This is a genomic window from Nocardioides sp. Z21_20, from assembly GCF_059766585.1.
In genome coordinates, this window is sequence record NZ_JCBAJX010000023.1 from 1 (window position 1) to 16,039 (window position 16,039).

Here is a 16,039-nt window from a genome sequence, read left to right on the forward strand (position 1 = left end):
GTCAAGCCGGTGATCGACCTCGAGGACCACGTCCACGTCAACGCCTACGAGACCCCCGACCGCCTCGTGGAACGCCTCGCACTCATCGAGCACACCTGCGTCTTCCCCTGGTGCACCCGACCAGCCCGACGCCTCACCCCCGAGCAGCATCGCCCCGACTGCGACCACATCCGAGAGCACGCCACCGGCGGCACCACCTGCTCATGCAACCTGGCCCCGCTCTGCCGGCGACATCACCGTCACAAGACCCACAGCCCCTGGAGCTACACCGCCCTCGACAAGGGCAGCTACCTGTGGACCAGCCCCCAGGGCTACCAGTACCTGCGCGACCACACCGGCACCCTCGACGTCTCCCGAGACCGACACCGCAACAAGCACGCTGCCCCGGCCGAGTCGGACCTACCTCCACCCGAGCGATAGCTGCCCCGCCCCGCACCCCGCCCAGGCACCACCCGGCGGGGCCAGCGGCACGTCCAGGGCACTCCCCGCGCCCGGATGGCGCAATCCGGGGGATGCTCCGGACACTCTCCGATGGGCTCGGGGCACGTCCACCCGGCGTCCGGCGAGCCAGTCAGCAGACCGCGCGCCAGCCAGCAGACCGCGGTCCCTCAGCCAATCGGCCCACTCTCAGACCTCAGCCGAGCCATCAGCTAGCGGTCCTCGTCGTCCGACTCCCCGCCGGCGTCCCCGCCGGACTCCCCGCCGCCCCCATCCCCGTCGAACTCCAACGTCAACCAGCTCGCAAACGCCGCCGACGGCCCCGTCACCTCGTGGACACCGCTCCGGTCCGGCGCACGATCAGCGGACCACACCTCGTCGGCCCGGAACGCGTACCCGTCCTGGTCGGCGGCCTCGAAGGTGAACCGCACCTGCTGGCCAGGCTCGAGATCCAGGCCCGAGGTCCCGGCGATCAGGATCGAGTGGCAGTGCACCCAGCAGCCGCCCGGAGTGGCGTCGGAGTCGATCACGCCCCACCCGTCGTCGGCGTGCCAGACCCGGACCCGTCCCAGCGCGGTCATCACCCGGCCCTCCGGCTCAGGGCTGCGGCAGCAGGGCGAGTGCCGCGGTCGGGTCGGCGCGGTAGCGCAGGATCAGCTCGCCGGTCGCCTCGTCGATCCGCTCGTGCAGCGCCCGCCGGTACTCGGTCAGCTGCTGCTCCGCGGTGCGCAGCCGCTCCAGCGCGTCCGCCACCTGGGCGGCGTCCTGGGGGTCGACGTCGGTGACCCACATCTCCGCGAGGTCCGGCAGGTCCGGCAGCGGCTCCGCCGCCCGCACCCGGACCAGCGCCCCACGCGAACGACCGGCTCCGGTGTCGCCGAGGACCCGGACCAGGTCCTCGAAGCCGAGCGCGGCTCCGCTGCTCGACTCGGCCACCAGGACGTCGATGCGGGCGTGGGTCAACCGCCGCCAGTAGGAGACCCGGTCCTCCTCGTCGGTCAGCTTCTGGCGGTAGCCGCGCAGCTCACGAAGGTCCAGACCCGCCAGCTCCTCCGAGGGCACCGGCGACTGAACGGCCGTGCGCGTGGAGCGGGAGTTGTTGGCCATCGGTCCTCACTGTCGCTGTCGTCGTCGACGAGTGCTGGAACCCTACAGAATCCCCACCTCGCGACGCCTTCTGGGACGAGGCATCAAGTCCGCCTCCGGCCCCGCCGATGGTGGCGGGGAGACCGGCGGACCTGGCACACCGGTCGATGTCGCCCGTCACACTCCGGCGGGCACCTTCTCGAGGAGCCTGGTGACTATGCAGCGTGGCACGACCGGACAGGCGGCCCCGGCCTTCACGGGCTCGGCCGTGTCAGCGCGCGACGACGCGTCGGTAATGTGGCCCGGTGGGAACGTCGTCGGCCGCCCGGGTGGTTACCGGCCGGGCCGCCGTCGGGTCGTGAGGGTCGGCACTCGAGGGTCGGGAGGACGTCATGCAGCACCTTGATCCTGCGTGGGTGCTCGCGAGCATCGACGCCACCACCTCCGAGTGCCTGATCGTGGTGACCCTGGACGGCGAGATCACCTGGGCCAGCGAGGCGACCCAGCGGGTGATCGGCTGGTCGCCGCGCGACCTGGTGGGCCGCCGGCTCGAGGAGTTCGCCGATCGCGCGGTCACCGGCGCCTGGTCCCAGCTCGGGCCGAGACTGCTCGCCGGCGAGGTCACCGGACTCTTCACCGACGTCACCCACCGCGTGGACGGCCGCACCGTCGAGGCCGTGGTCACGCTGTCCCCGGTGCACGACGGCTCCGGCGCCGTGGTCGGGATCGCCACCGTCGTGCGCGACGTGACCCGCGAGCTCGACGACCGTCGGCAGCTGGAGTTGGCCCACGGCCGCTTCGAGCAGGCGATGACGCCGCAGGCCCTCCTCGACCTCGACGGCCGGATGACGTCGGTGAACCGGGCCTGGTGCGAGCTCTTCGGCCGCCCCGAGAGCGAGTTCATCGGAAGCGACATCCTCTCCTTGGTCCACCCCCTCGACCTCGACAACGCCACCAACCAGCTCGCCCCGATGCGGCGCGGCGCCGTGGAGTCGGTCAGCTACCAGGCGGTCTTCCGCGACGGCGCCGGCCGCAGCCTGCCGCTGCTCGTCGACGCCACCTCCCTGCGCGACAGCGACGGCCGCCGGTACGGCGTGGCGACGTTCGCGCGCGACCTCAGCGAGGTGCGCGAGGCCCGCAGCAGGATGGCCTCGCAGGCGAACATGTTCCTCGCCCTGGGCCGGCGCTCCTGGGACGCCGCGATCGTCGCCGACGCCGAGTTCAACCCCGTCTACGTCTCCCCGCCCGCCGCTCGGCTGCTGGGCTACGACGCCGAGGAGATCGTGCTCGACGTCGGCTGGGAGTTCGTGCACCCCGACGACCTCGCCCGGATGATGCCGCTGGTGGAGGCCGTCATCGCCGAGCCCCTGCGCACCGAGCGGTTCCTGGTCCGCGCCTGGGACGCCGCCGGCCGCTGGCGCTGGTTCGAGCAGACCCTGACCAACTGCCTGGCCGACCGCGACATCGGCGGGCTGGTGCTGAACCTGCGCGACATCACCGACCAGGTCGAGGCCGAGCGGGCCCTACGCCTGTCCGAGGCACGCCACCGCGCGATCCTCGAGACCGCCCAGGAGGGCATCCTCGCGACCACCCCGGACGGCTCGACGATGTTCGCCAACGAGAAGATGGCTGAGCTGTTGGGCGTCCGGCTCGAGAGCCTCTACGAGATGGACGCGCGGGCCCTGCTGCACCGCGACGACGGCGCCGCCGAGGCACCCTGGGCGGGGGAGGGGGTCGAGCGCTACGAGACCACCTACACGATGCCGCACGGCGGGGAGCGCGTCTTCGAGGTGTCGCACAGCCCCCTGCGCGACGACGGGGACGAGGCGCTCGGCTGGCTGTGCATGGTCTCGGACGTCACCGAGGCCCGAGCCGCCGAGCGCAAGCTGCGCCAGCAGGCCCTGCACGACCCGCTGACCGGGCTCCCCAACCGCTACCTCTTCCTCGATCGCCTCGAGATGGCCGCGGCCCGGCGCCGCCGGCTGATCGAGACCAGCACGTGCGTGCTCTTCCTCGACGTGGACGGGCTCAAGCCGCTCAACGACAGCCACGGTCACGCCGCGGGCGACCTGCTGCTGCGCCACGTCGGCGCCCGGCTGGTCGAGGCGGTGCGCGGCACCGACACCGTCGCCCGCCTGGGGGGCGACGAATTCGCGATCCTCTGCGAGGACACCGACGAGCACGCCGCCGGCCTGGTCGCGCAGCGCATCCACGACGCGCTGCGCGCTCCGATCCGCATCGACGAGCTCCAGGTCGAGGTCAGCGTCAGCCTCGGGGTGGCCGTCTCCCCGCCCCACGCCTTCGGGGACCTGGTGCGTCTCGCCGACGCCGCGATGTACCGGGCCAAGCGCCTCGGCGGCGCTCAGACGGTGCGGGCCGGCGACGAGCAGACCTCACCGGCGCCCTAGCCGAGCGACGTGGTCTCCCCGCCGCCGCCCGGCTGACCCGCGGTCCGCCCGTCCGCCCTGGGAGTGGGCCCCGGCCCGAGCTCCGGCCCCGGCCCCGGCCCGAGCTCCGGCTCCGGCCCAACGTCGTACTCCTGAATCAGGGTGCCCGAGCGCCGGGCCTCCTCCGGCGCGACCGCGGCACTCCACAGCCACCCCTGCGCGCTGCCGCACCCGAGCCGGCGCAGCACGGCGGCCTGCTCGGCGCGCTCGACGCCCTCGGCCACCACCGCGACCCCGATCGCGCGGGCCAGGTCGACGATCGAGGTCGCGATCGCCAGCGCGTTGGTGTCCTCGGTGATCTCGGCGACGAAGCTGCGGTCGATCTTCAACGTCGAGATCGGCAGCGTGCGCAGGTACGACAACGAGCTGTGCCCGGTCCCGAAGTCGTCGACGGCGATCAGGAAGCCACGCTCGCGCAGCCGCTGCAGCAGGGCGACCGCCGAGGTGGCGTCGCCCATGATGGCGGACTCGGTGATCTCCAGCAGCACGTCGTGCGGCGCCAGCCCCGCACTCTGGGAGCAGTCCGAGATCAGCTCCTCCAGGCCCGGGTCGGTGAGGTTGTAGGCCGACAGGTTGATCGCGACGTAGGCGTGAGCGGGAAGGTGGCCCCCGGCGCGCAGTGCGCCGGCCTCGCGCAGCGCCCGCCGCAGCGCCCACCGGTCCAGCTGCGGGGCCAGCCCGGTCTCCTCGGCCAGCACCACGAACCGGTCCGGGCCCACCACCCCGTGCCGCGGGTGGTGCCAGCGGGCCAGCGCCTCCACCCCCACCACCTCTCCGGACCCCAGGGCCACGATCGGCTGGTAGTGCATCGTCAGCTGGTCCTGCTCGAGGGCGTCGCGCAGCTCCGCGCCCAGCTCGTAGCGCTCCTCCGCCTGCTCGGCGAGCCTGGCGTCGAACATCCGGACCCGGTGACGCCCGGCGACCTTGGCGGCGTACATCGCGGTGTCGGCGTTGCGCAGCAGGTCGCCGGCATCGGCCACCGGCGAGAGCGCGACCCCGATCGAGGCGGCCACGTGCACCCGCCCGCCGCTGATCGCGAAGGGCTCGTCGAGGCTGCGCAGCAGCTGCTCGGCGATGGCCTGCGCGGTGTCCGCGTCGACGTCCTCGCAGACCACCAGGAACTCGTCCCCACCGAAGCGCGCGACGGTGTCGGTCGGGCGCGCTCCCGCCTTCAACCGCTCCGCGACGCCGACGAGCAGCTCGTCACCGGCCGAGTGCCCGCGGGCGTCGTTGACGATCTTGAACTGGTCGAGGTCGACGAACAGCACCGCCGTGGACGTGGTCTCGCGCATCAGCGCGTGCTCCAGCCGGTCCAGCAGCAGCGCCCGGTTCGGCAGCCCGGTCAGGCCGTCGTGCAGGGCCGTGCGCCGCAGCTCCTCCTCGAGGCGACGGGGCGCGGTGACGTCGGAGATCATCGTCAGCGTGCCCTCGAAGACCCCCTCGGTGTCGATCAGCGGCGCGGCGGCGACCTGCAGGGTGCGGCGCCCCCCGTCGGGGTGGCGGTAGACGACCTCGTAGCGCTCGGGACCGCGCATCGTCCGGCCGTCGAAGTCCTGGCCGATCAGGTGCAGGCGATCGGGGTCCACCAGGTCGGGCATCGACCGGGCGTAGATCTCCACCGGGGGCACCCCGAGGATCTCCGTCATCCGGTCGTTGACGTAGAGGGTGCGTCCCTCGGGGGTGGCCACCCACAGTCCCTCGTCGGCGTTGTCGGCCATGGTCCGGTAGCGCGACTCGGAGGTGCGCAGGGCCGCCTCCGCCTCGATGCGCTCGCTGATGTCGCGCAGGCTGCACACGATCGCGGCGACCTCGGTGTCGAGCAGGTTCGTGGCCGCGGCCTCGACCCACACCCACCCGCCCGAGGCGTCGCGGACCCGCATCGGCGCGGGTCGCGACGCCCCCTCGTGCAGCACCGCGAGGTGGAGGTCGCCCACCACGTCGCGGTCCTCGGGATGGACGTAGTCCCACACGGACGTGTCGACCACGTCGCCCGCGCTGTAGCCGAGCATCCCGCTCAGGCCCGGGGAGGTGTAGATCAACCGCCCGGCGGGCGAGGCGATCAGCGACAGATCGCTGGTGAGCTCGGCGACCGCGCTGTAGAAGTGCTCCTGACGTCGGTTGCGGCGCTCGATGGCGCGCAGCGCGGAGAGGTCCTGCAGGTACGCCGACAGGCCGACCGGGGTGCCGTCGCCCGCGCGCAGGGTGGTGGCGTGCACCAGCACCGGGACGCTGCGCCCCTTCGCGCCGGCGAGCACGCGCTCGACCTGTACGGCGTCCTGGTCGCCGGCGAGCAGCCGACGCAGCGCGCCGTCGCCCGCGGCCGGGCCGTCGGCGTGGACGAGCTCGTCGAAGGCCCGGCCCAGGAGCTCTTCGCGGCCGCGGCCGAGCAGGGCACAGAAGGCGTCGTTGACCTCGATCAGCAGCGCGTCGGCGTCGGTGAAGACCTGGGGGACTCCGGAGAGCGAGAAGCGGCTGCGGTAGCGCTCCTCGCGCAGGGCCAGCTCCTCGCGCAGCCGCACGCCGGGGCTCTCGTCGAGCACGACCGCGACGAGGTGCTCGGGGAGGTCGGCGCCGGCCTCACGGCGGCTCCAGACCACCCGCAGGTGCAGCGGCCGCCCGGGTGTGGCCGGGCTGCTCCAGCGCTGGGTGAACACGCCGGCGAGCTCGCCCTGGCGGGCGCGTTCGAGCGCCGCGTGGAGCGACGTCAGGTCGCGTGGGCTCTCGCCGAGCGCCGAGAGCGGTCGGCCCACGAGCTCGTCGCGGGCGGTGCCCAGCAGACGGCACAGCGCGGGGCTCACCTCGATGACGTCGCCACGAAGATCGACCAGCGCCGTAGCCGTGGTGGAGGCTGCGGAGGGCCACGGGTCACCGTGGCCGGGGCGCTCCTCGGTCATCGTGTGTCACTCCCATGCCGCTCCGAGACCAGCAGACGGAGTGAAACCTAACCGGTTTTCATGAATCGCGTGGCCAAGCTCCGCGATTCGTGGACGACGGGGGTGGACGATGTCTGGACTGCCGCAGGAGGCAGCCGCCGTGGGGACGGCGGATAGCGATGCCGGGGGAGCGCCATGCACCACCAGGTGGAGACCGCGTTGGCGATGGGCCAACGTCAAGGACGTCCCGTCGAGCTGCTGGTCCGGGGGCGGTGGCTGCACGGCGTGGTCGAGTCCGTGGACGGGCACGGCGTCTGGCTGTTCTCCCGCCACGCCGGCCCGATGCTGGTGCCGCTCGAGGCGATCACGATGGTGCGGGTGCTGGAGGCGCCCGAGCGGCGGCCGTTGACGATGCGGCGGGTGGGCTCCGGCTGAGCGATCGGGCTCAGGGCAGGAGCCGTACCGCCAGCACGGCGACGTCGTCCTCATGGTCCGGGGGGAGCAGGGCGCCGACGAGCGCGTCGCAGAGCTCGTCGAGGGGGCGCTCGCGCAGTGCGTCGAGGGTGTGGGTCAGCTCGGTGAGTCCCTGATCGAGGTCGCGCCCGCGTCGCTCGACGAGCCCGTCGGTGTAGAGCACCAGGGTGTCTCCGGGCTCGAGGCGCGTGTGGTGCTCATCCCGCTCGAGGGTCGGGTCGACGCCCAGCAGTAGATCTGCCTCGTCGCCGAAGAGCCGCGTCGGGCCTCCGTCTGCCGGGATGAGGGCGGGCGGGGGATGGCCGGCGTTGGACCAGCACACCTGCACCGCGCCGGCCGTACCGGCCAGTGCCGGCACCCGGGCCACCAGGACCGACGCGGTGATGTCCTGCAGCAGGGTCTCCACCGCCCCGTCGAGGGCGCGCAGCATCGTGGCGGGGCCGGTGCCGGGCTCGGTGGCATAGCTGATGCCTCGCAGCAGGCCCCGCAGCTGTCCCATCGACGCAGCGGCACGGGAGTCGTGACCCACCACGTCCCCGATCACGAACAGCGTGGCGCCGTCGGTCTGCGGGAACGTGTCGTACCAGTCGCCGCCGACCTGCGCGCCGTGCGCGGCGGGCAGGTAGCGGACCACGGTCTCGACGCGCTCGACGTGCGGGGGCTCGGTGAGCAGGCTGCGCTGCAGCTCCTCGGCGAAGGCGCGCTGCTGGCCGTAGAGCTCGATGGACTCCAACGCCAGCCCCGCCCGGCGGCCCAGCTCGACGGCCACCGCCAGCTCGTCCTCGCCGAAGGCGGGGGAGTCGGCGCGGTTGAGCAGGATCATCGAGCCCAGCCGCGCCTCGCGCCCGGTCAGCGGTACGGCGATCGCGCTGGCCAGGCCGAGCTGCTCGACCTGGGCGCGCACCTCGGGGTCGGGGACGAACTCGCACAGGTCCTCGTGGGTGAGCAGGGAGAGCAGCATCGGTCCCTCGCCGTGGGCCAGGCGCCGGCTGGGGAGCAGCGGCGAGCCCGCCGAGGCGAGGCCGCCCTGGGCCAGCTCGGCCAGTCGGGAGAGCGCTGGGTCGCGGTGGCGCACGACGACGTGCCGGGTGGCCATCCGCTCGTCGTAGAGCTGCATGCTCACCCAGTCGCACAGCCGCGGAACCACCTGGTCGGCGAGCGCCGCGAGGGCCTCGTCGGGGTCCACCGCCCCGGCCAGCGCCACCGAGGCGCTCCCGATCAGGTCGATCTGGGCGCTCAGTCGGTCCCGCTGGTGCTGCGCCTCCAGCCGGGCGCTGGCGTCCTGGACGATGATCAGCGTGGCATCGCGCCCGTCGGCGAGCTGGGTGTGCACCGCGCTGAGGTCGAGGTACTGGTGCTGACTCGACAGCGGCGGATGAACCGGCTGGGTGGTCACGGTCTCGGGGGTGACGCCGCGCTGGACGGCGGCCAGGGCCTCGTCCAGCGCCATCGCGTCGGTGAACAGCGAGGTCACCGTGGTTCCGGTGGCGTCGGAGCCGAGACCGACCAGGGTGGCGGCCGAGGGGTTCCACACCAGCAGGCGCCGGTCGGAGTCGGCGAGCAGGATGCCGACCGGGACGTTCTCGAGCAGTGCGCCCAGCGTCGCGGTCACCAGCAGCGGGTCCGGGCTCGTGGGGGCCCGGCGCACCAGCTCGGCCAGCAGCCGGTCGTGGCGATAGCCGGTGACTCCGGCCGCGCACATCTGGGCGACCATCTCGCGCAGGCCAGGGGTCTGCGGGTCCGCGATCTCCAGGGAGACCGGGACGCCCGGGGCGAAGCGGACGCGGCCACGCAGCGCCGCGATCTCGCCCTCGGGACACAGCATCACCACCGCTGCGCTCGGCACCGCGGAGTGCACCTGCTGCACGACGGCGAGGCCGCGCGGCACCGCCCTGCCCACGAGCACGGCGCACACGTCGTCGTGCAGGGCGTCGGCCAGCTCCTCGGGACCGACCGCCCGGGGGGTGGCCGGGCACGGCTCGGGGAGCGCCGCGCGCTGCTCGTCGGGGCTCAGCCCGACGAGGAGGAGCTCGGCCACCTCAGCTGCCCAGGAGCGGGATGTCGAGCAGCGCCCGGCCGGTCCAGGTGCGCAGCAGGTCGGTCGTCGGGCTCATCACGTGGGCCGCACGGGCGTCGCGCAGGTGCCGCTCCACCGGCGATCTCTCGCGGTAGCCGATGCCGCCGAGCAGCGTCATCGCCTCGTTGGTGACCGCCACTGCGCGGTCGGCCACCTCCGCCTTCGCCGAGGTGAGCGCGGCGAGCGCCTCGGGTCCGCCGGTCTCGGCCTCCTCGGCCGCCCAGTAGACGAGGCGCCGGCTGGCCTGGACCCCGGCCCACATCGTGCCCAGCCGGTGCTGCAGGATCTGCTCGCCGGCCAGGGTGCGTCCGGTGTGCGCGAAGCGGCGTGCCTTGAGGTGGGCGATCGCCTCGTCGAGCGCGGCCTGGGCGACGCCCAGGTAGGTCCCGGCCATCGCGGTCAGGAAGTAGGGGGCGACGACCTCGAAGACGTACCAGATCTGGTCGCCCTCGGCGCCGAGCAGCGCCTCCGGGGCGACGTGGACGCCGTCGAGGCGGGCGGCCAGCGAGGAGTTGCCGCGCATCCCGACGCCCTCCCAGGACCCGTGGAAGCTGAGGCCCTCGGCGCCGGCGGGCACCACCACGCAGGAGAAGTCGCCGAGCGGTGCGTCGGTGTCGGCGGCGACGGTGGACACCACGTAGGAGTCGACGCGCGAGCCGTTGGTCACGAACGACTTCTCCCCGTCCACGCGCCAGCCGTCCTCGACGGTGGTGAGCCGGGTCTGCGGCAGCCAGAAATGCGCCCCGGTGCCCGGCTCGGACAGGGCGAGCGTGGTCAGGTGCTCCCCGGCGGCGATCGGCTGGAGGTAGTCCTTGGCCTGCCGCGGGGTCGCCTTGGCCGCGATCACGGCGGTCGCCACGTGGTGCATCCCGAAGCAGATGGCGGTCGAGGCGCAGACCTGGCCCAGGGCCTCGCAGACCCCGGCCAAGGCGCGCAGGCCCAGCCCGGCGCCCCCGCTCTCGCGTGGCGCCACCAGTCCGGCGAGCCCGGCAGCCTGGAGCTCGCGCAGGCTCTCCTCGGGCCACACCCCCGAGTCGGTGCGCTCCGCCAGCTGCGCGACCACTCCGCGGGCGACCTGATGGGCACGCGAGGTCGCCTCGAGTACGGTCGCGGGAGGGGCCATCACAGGGGTGAGGCTAGCCGCAGCGGGCTCCAGGGGCGGATTTCGGGTGCGGATCAGGCCGAGATCCCGCGTCGTGGGGGCTGGCGCCGTGCGCGCTGCTGGCTAGTGTGGCACGTCATGAGGATCACGAAGTTCGGTCATGCCTGCGTGCGCATCGAGCACGAGGGGCGCACCGTCGTGCTCGACCCGGGGGTCTTCACCGACGCCGAGGCGGTCGACGGCGCGGACGCGGTGCTGATCACCCACGAGCATCCCGACCACTACGACCCGGAGCGGCTGCGCCGTACCGATGCCCGGATCTTCACCATCGACGCGGTGGCCGCGCGCATCCGCGCCGACGCCCCCGACGTGGCCGAGCGGGTGCAGGTGGTGGCTCCCGGGGAGTCCTTCGACGCGGGCCTGCCGGTGCGGGCGGTGGGGGAGCTGCACGCGGTGATCCATCCCGAGCTGCCGCGCTTCCACAACAGCGGCTACGTGCTGAGTGCCGGCGACACCCGGATCTACCACCCCGGCGACGCGCTGACCGGTCCCGGCGAGAGCGTCGACGTGCTGCTGGTCCCGGTGTCCGCGCCGTGGCTGAAGGTCTCCGAGGCGATCGAGTTCGCGCGCGAGGTCGGGGCGCCGCGCAACCTCGCGATCCACGACCGGGTCTACTCCGAGGCCGGGCTGACGATCGTGGACGGGCACATGGACAGGTTCCTCCCGGCGGCGGGCCAGGCCTACGTCCGGCTCCCCGACGGCGCCGACCTGTGAGCTAGGGGGTCAGCGAGTCCCGGACCGGGACGAACTTGGCCTGCGCCTCGGCGAGCTCCGCCTCGGGGTCGGACTCGGCCACGATGCCGCACCCGGCGAAGAGCCGCACCGTCGAGCCCGACACCTCCGCCGAGCGCAGCGCGATGCCCCACTCGCCGTCGCCCTGGGCGTCCATCCAGCCCACCGGGCCGGCGTAGCGGCCCCGGTCCATCCGCTCGATCTCGGTGATCAGCGCGGTGGCCACGGCGGTCGGGGTCCCGCCCACCGCGGCCGAGGGGTGCAGCGCCTCGGCCAGCCGCAGCGAGGAGACGGTCTCGGCGTCGTGGACGACGCCGGCGACGTCGCTGGCCAGGTGCATCACGTTGGGCAGGTGCAGCACGAACGGCGCCTCGGGCACGTTCATCGACGAGCAGTGCGGCTCCAGCGCGTCGGCGACCGAGCGGACGGCGTACTCGTGCTCCTCGAGGTCCTTGGAGGAGCGGGCCAGGGTGGCGGCCAGCGACAGGTCGCGCTCGTCGTCGCCGGTACGGCGGATGGTGCCGGCCAGCACCCGCGAGGTGACCAGGCCGCGCTCGCGGCGCACCAGCATCTCGGGGGTGGCGCCGAACATGCCGTCGACGTGGAAGGTCCAGCACATCGGGTACGTCGCGACCAGGCGCTGCAGCGGCCAGCGCACGTCGACGTCCTCGTCGGCGGTGGCGATCAGGTCGCGGGCCAGCACGACCTTCTCCAGGTCCCCGGCGCCGATGCGGGCCACGGCGTCCGCCACGGCCGTCATCCACTCCTCGCCGTTGAGGGCTCCGTCGGCGAAGCGGACACCGCTCGGCGCGTGCGGCGGAGCCGCCACCGGGGGCAGCACGCCACGCGCCGGCGGCTCGTGGGCGGCGTCCTCGGCCACGTCGACGGTCGTCACCCACGCGGTCTCGCCGCGCCGGCCGAGCACGACCCGGGGCACGACGAGCACCGAGCTGCCGGGCTCGTCGGCGAAGGCGAAGGAGCCGAAGCAGACCAGGCCGGTGCCCGGCTCGCGCACCTCGTCGTGGACCTCGGTGCGGGCGGTGGTCTCGGCCCACCACTTGTCGGCGTCGGCGAAGCGGGTCGGGCCGCTGGTGCGGAGCTCGGCGGCGACCCCCCAGCCGACCAGCCCGTCGCCCTGACGCAGCCAGCTCACCGGGCGATCGGCCGGCACCAGGGTGAGCAGCTCGACGTCGTCGGCGGCCACGGCTCGGGTGCGCACGATGATCCTCACAGGTGGTGAGCGTACTTTGCCGACGGTCAGGACCGTCCGCGTAGGGTCGTCGGCATGAGCACACGCACCGCCGACGGCCGTACGGCCGCGGCCTACTGGATCAGCATCATCGTCGGGCTCGTCATCCTCGGCGTCCTGGTGGTCTTCGTCGTGGTGCTGCCCAAGCTCGACGACGACTCCGACGCCGGCGGCGACGTCGCGCTGCCGGCGAAGCTGCCCGGCGGCTGGGTGGCCGTCGACGTGCCCCAGCCGGTCGACCCCGAGGCTCCGGTCCAGGAGGGCGCCGCCCCCCAGACCCAGGAGGACGCCGACCGCAACGCCGAGATGCTGGCCCTGGAGCGCGCCTACAGCGACGAGGTCCTCGGCGAGGTCGTCGACGGCACCGTGTCCACCCGCACCTACTTCGACACCGCCAACCAGCAGGTCCTGTGGGTGCAGTACTTCGGTGAGGAGCTCGGCTCGTTCGTGCCGGCCCTCGTGAACTCCCCGGAGGTGCGCGGCCTGGCCAAGCCCCCGGTGGAGCTCGACCGGGTGGACACCGCGACCACCTGCATGACCGAGTGGGCCGAGGTGCCGGCCGGACAGGCCGTGGACGAGGAGCAGGCCCGCGGCGGGGTGACCTGTCAGCGCAGCGAGGGCGGTCACACGCTGCGCGTCACCGGCCTGGGCATGGACCAGGACCGGACCGTGGAGATGCTCGACACCGTCGAGCGCGAGATCTCCTGAGCCTGGCTCAGGACCAGTAGACGACCACCCGGTCGCCGATCGCCACCTCGTCGTAGAGGGTCGCGATCGCGTCGTAGTCGCGCACGTTGACGCAGCCGTGCGAGGCCCCGTTGTAGCCGTTGGCCGCGAAGTCCGGCGAGTAGTGCACCGCCTGGCCGCCGGAGAAGAACATCGCGAACGGCATCGAGGTCTCGTAGATGCTCGAGACGTGGTCGCGGCTCTTGCTGAACACGCTGAAGCTGCCCTCCCGGGTCTCCAGGCCCACCCGGCCGAACCGCACGTCGACGCTCTCGCGGACGTCTCCGTCGACGACCCAGCGCAGGCTGTTGGTGGACTTGTCGATGCACAGCACCCGGCCGGCGCGACAGCGCGCGTCGAGCGCGCCGGGCTCGGGCTCGATGTTGAACAGCTGCTCGTGGGTCGGCTCGCTGGTCATCGCCACCAGCCGGTCCAGGGTCCGCTGGTCGACCTCCCCGGTCACCGGGATCGCGCGCTTGGCCTGGAAGCCGCGCACCGCCGCCACGACCGCCTCGTCGTAGCGGTCGGCGACGTCCGCGGACCACCAGGCGATCTGGGCCAGCCGGGCCTGCAGCTCGCGGACTTGCTCGCCCCGGTCGCCCAGCGAGAGCAGCGCCGGGCCCGGGCGCAGGATGTTGAACAGCTGGTCGCGGGTGGGCGTCTCGGTCATCCGCACCAGCCGGGCCCAGGTCCGCGCGTCCGTCACCCCGCTCGCCTCCAGTCCGCGCTTGGCCTGGAAGCCCCGCACCGCCGCGCTGGTCTCGTCGTCGTAGGCGCCGGTCGTGGTCTCGGCGAACCACCCGAGCTGGAACAGCCGGTGCTGCAGCTCGCGGACCTGCCTGCCGCGCTGGCCCGGGGCGAGGACCGGCGCCGGGGCGGCGTCGCTCGGCCCGGCCGTCGGCGCGCCGGCCGCCTCGGGGGCGGGCTCGGGCGTCCGGGCGGGGGACGTCTGCGGCGCGGTCGTGTCCGAGGCCTGGCCGGCGGCGGAGGAGCCGGTGGCGGGGTCTGCGTCCGCCTCGTAGTGACGGATCGCCCAGCCCGCGCCGTACATCGTGGCGGCGAGCAGGGCCAGGCTGAGCGCCGTCACCACAAGGATCCGCAACGCCCTCATCGCACCTGCCCCATTCCCTGCCGTCTGTGTCGCCCGTCCCCGAGGGCGACCTCGAGTGTCGCCCAGATGAGGCCGGAATCACGGAATTGGCGCTCCGGCGCTGCGACCCCGTGTCGCACGTGCCGGCAGTCGGCCACGTAGTCTTCCCCGGTGGCCCGCGCAGACCTGGACAAGCAGCCGACCGACGTCCGTCGCATGTTCGATGCGGTGGCGAAGCGGTACGACCTCACCAACGACGTCCTCTCCCTGGGGCAGGACCGCCGGTGGCGACACGACGTGATCGACGCGGTCGATCCGCAGCCGGGAGAGCTGGTCCTCGACCTCGCAGCCGGCACCGGCACCTCGAGCCAGCCGTTCGCCGACCGCGGCGCGACGGTGGTCCCGTGCGACTTCTCCCTGGGCATGCTCCAGGTCGGCAAGTCCGCGCGCCCCGCCCTCCCGTTCACCGCGGGTGACGGCACCAAGCTGCCGTTCGCCGACGCCACCTTCGACGCGGTCACGATCTCGTTCGGGCTGCGCAACATCGTCGACCCGCTGGCCGGGCTGCGCGAGCTGCGCCGCGTCACCAAGCCCGGCGGCCGGCTGGTCGTCTGCGAGTTCAGCCACCCCACCTGGGCGCCGTTTAGGACCCTGTACGTCGAGTACCTGATGAAGGCGCTGCCGCCGATCGCGCGCGCGGTCTCCTCGGCGCCCGACGCCTACGTCTACCTGGCGGAGTCGATCCGGGCGTGGCCCGACCAGCGGGGCCTCGCGGACCTCGTCGCGCGGGCCGGCTGGGCGCAGCCGCAGTGGCGCAACCTGAGCGGGGGCATCGTGGCCCTGCACCGCGCCCGGGCCTGAGGGGCCGGACCTCCGGGACTTAGGTCCTGAGGCTCCTGGGTCCTTCGGGGGCCGAGGTGGCGCCTGTGCCGAGGACTCGTAGACTGTGTTGCGCACCACTCGTGAACCGCTTCACAAGGTCACGAGGACAGATTCTGTGGCACGCGTCGTCACCCTGACAGGGATGCCGCCCGCCGTTCGATCCGGGAAAGGGAAGCACCATGGAGCTCTACACGCCGGTGCTGGCGCTGGTGATCCTCGCGGCGGGTTTCGCGGTGGTGACGCTCATCCTGAGCGCCCTGGTCGGCCCGAAGCGCTACAACCGGGCCAAGCTCGAGTCCTACGAGTGCGGCATCGACCCGACGCCCCACGCGACCGGTGGCGGTCGCATCCCGGTGAAGTACTACATCACCGCGATGCTCTTCATCGTTTTCGACATCGAGATCATCTTCCTCTATCCGTGGGCCGTCCACTTCGACGCGATGCGGCTCTTCGGGCTGGTCGAGATGCTCCTGTTCATCGTCACGGTCTTCGTCGCCTACGCCTACGTGTGGCGTCGCGGCGGCCTGGACTGGGACTGATCACCGTGATCACGCCCCTCCCGATCACCGAAGGAATCTGACATGGGTCTGGAAGACAAGCTCCCGAGCGGCGTGCTGCTCTCCTCCGTCGAGGGTCTTGCCGGCTACATGCGCAAGGTCTCGTTCTGGCCGGCGTCGTTCGGTCTGGCCTGCTGCGCCATCGAGATGATGACCAGCGGCGGACCGAAGTACGACCTGGGTCGCTTCGGCATGGAGGTCTTCCGGGCCAGCCCCCGCCAGGCCGACCTGATGATCGTCGCCGGC

14 protein-coding genes and 1 pseudogene are annotated in these 16,039 nt (G+C 73.1%); 8 read left to right on the forward strand and 7 right to left on the reverse strand.

The features are described 5' to 3' along the window. Nucleotides 1-420, forward strand: a 420-nt coding sequence (locus AC6EH9_RS19740; protein WP_498425390.1) for an HNH endonuclease, incomplete at its 5' end; no start/stop codon positions are given. 230 nt (nt 421-650) lie between these two features. Here the strand turns inward: AC6EH9_RS19740 and AC6EH9_RS19745 are convergent. Continuing rightward, nucleotides 651-1,019, reverse strand: a complete 369-nt coding sequence (locus tag AC6EH9_RS19745; RefSeq protein WP_498425392.1) for a hypothetical protein — start codon at nt 1,017-1,019, stop codon at nt 651-653. A 16-nt stretch (nt 1,020-1,035) separates the two neighbouring features. Further along, the gene (locus tag AC6EH9_RS19750; protein ID WP_498425393.1) at nt 1,036-1,545 is read right to left on the reverse strand and encodes an RsiG family protein; all 510 of its coding nucleotides are present in this window, start codon (nt 1,543-1,545) and stop codon (nt 1,036-1,038) included. Nucleotides 1,546-1,916: 371 nt separating this feature from the next. Between AC6EH9_RS19750 and AC6EH9_RS19755 the strand changes: the two genes are divergently transcribed. Further along, entirely contained in the window at nt 1,917-3,932 is a 2,016-nt protein-coding gene (locus AC6EH9_RS19755) for a PAS domain S-box protein (protein WP_498425394.1), read from the forward strand. On the opposite strand, the gene AC6EH9_RS19760 is transcribed toward AC6EH9_RS19755, so the two are convergent. Continuing rightward, the gene (locus AC6EH9_RS19760; RefSeq protein ID WP_498425395.1) at nt 3,929-6,865 is read right to left on the reverse strand and encodes an EAL domain-containing protein; all 2,937 of its coding nucleotides are present in this window, start codon (nt 6,863-6,865) and stop codon (nt 3,929-3,931) included. The genes AC6EH9_RS19755 and AC6EH9_RS19760 overlap by 4 nt on opposite strands. Nucleotides 6,866-7,039: 174 nt before the next feature. Between AC6EH9_RS19760 and AC6EH9_RS19765 the strand changes: the two genes are divergently transcribed. Beyond that, the gene (locus AC6EH9_RS19765; RefSeq protein WP_498425397.1) at nt 7,040-7,279 is read left to right on the forward strand and encodes a hypothetical protein; all 240 of its coding nucleotides are present in this window, start codon (nt 7,040-7,042) and stop codon (nt 7,277-7,279) included. A gap of 10 nt (nt 7,280-7,289) precedes the next feature. On the opposite strand, the gene AC6EH9_RS19770 is transcribed toward AC6EH9_RS19765, so the two are convergent. Together AC6EH9_RS19770 and AC6EH9_RS19775 are read right to left on the reverse strand one after the other, a co-directional pair. Further along, nucleotides 7,290-9,356 (reverse strand): SpoIIE family protein phosphatase, encoded by a 2,067-nt coding sequence (locus AC6EH9_RS19770; RefSeq protein WP_498425398.1) that lies wholly within the window; start codon nt 9,354-9,356, stop codon nt 7,290-7,292. A gap of 1 nt (nt 9,357) precedes the next feature. Then, complete coding sequence (locus AC6EH9_RS19775) at nt 9,358-10,518, reverse strand: acyl-CoA dehydrogenase family protein (RefSeq protein ID WP_498425399.1); 1,161 nt, start codon at nt 10,516-10,518, stop codon at nt 9,358-9,360. Between the two features lie 117 nt (nt 10,519-10,635). Here AC6EH9_RS19775 and AC6EH9_RS19780 point away from each other — a divergent pair, with 117 nt between their 5' ends. Next, nucleotides 10,636-11,271, forward strand: a complete 636-nt coding sequence (locus AC6EH9_RS19780) for an MBL fold metallo-hydrolase (RefSeq protein WP_498425400.1) — start codon at nt 10,636-10,638, stop codon at nt 11,269-11,271. Between the two features lies 1 nt (nt 11,272). On the opposite strand, the gene AC6EH9_RS19785 is transcribed toward AC6EH9_RS19780, so the two are convergent. Beyond that, the gene (locus AC6EH9_RS19785; protein WP_498425401.1) at nt 11,273-12,520 is read right to left on the reverse strand and encodes an isochorismate synthase; all 1,248 of its coding nucleotides are present in this window, start codon (nt 12,518-12,520) and stop codon (nt 11,273-11,275) included. 54 nt (nt 12,521-12,574) lie between these two features. Here AC6EH9_RS19785 and AC6EH9_RS19790 point away from each other — a divergent pair, with 54 nt between their 5' ends. Then, on the forward strand, nt 12,575-13,246 hold the full coding sequence (locus AC6EH9_RS19790; RefSeq protein WP_498425402.1) for a hypothetical protein: 672 nt from the start codon (nt 12,575-12,577) through the stop codon (nt 13,244-13,246). Between the two features lie 7 nt (nt 13,247-13,253). On the opposite strand, the gene AC6EH9_RS19795 is transcribed toward AC6EH9_RS19790, so the two are convergent. Further along, nucleotides 13,254-14,351, reverse strand: a complete 1,098-nt coding sequence (locus tag AC6EH9_RS19795; RefSeq protein ID WP_498425403.1) for a L,D-transpeptidase family protein — start codon at nt 14,349-14,351, stop codon at nt 13,254-13,256. A 174-nt stretch (nt 14,352-14,525) separates the two neighbouring features. On the opposite strand from AC6EH9_RS19795, the gene AC6EH9_RS19800 reads away from it, so the two are divergent. The 3 genes and pseudogenes from AC6EH9_RS19800 to AC6EH9_RS19810 all read left to right on the forward strand — a co-directional run. After that, a complete protein-coding gene (locus AC6EH9_RS19800) occupies nt 14,526-15,215 on the forward strand; it encodes a demethylmenaquinone methyltransferase (RefSeq protein WP_498425404.1) in 690 nt (229 codons plus the stop codon). 200 nt (nt 15,216-15,415) lie between these two features. After that, entirely contained in the window at nt 15,416-15,775 is a 360-nt protein-coding gene (locus AC6EH9_RS19805) for an NADH-quinone oxidoreductase subunit A (RefSeq protein ID WP_498425405.1), read from the forward strand. 42 nt (nt 15,776-15,817) lie between these two features. Further along, nucleotides 15,818-16,039, forward strand: a pseudogene (locus AC6EH9_RS19810) (NADH-quinone oxidoreductase subunit B); the annotation flags it as partial.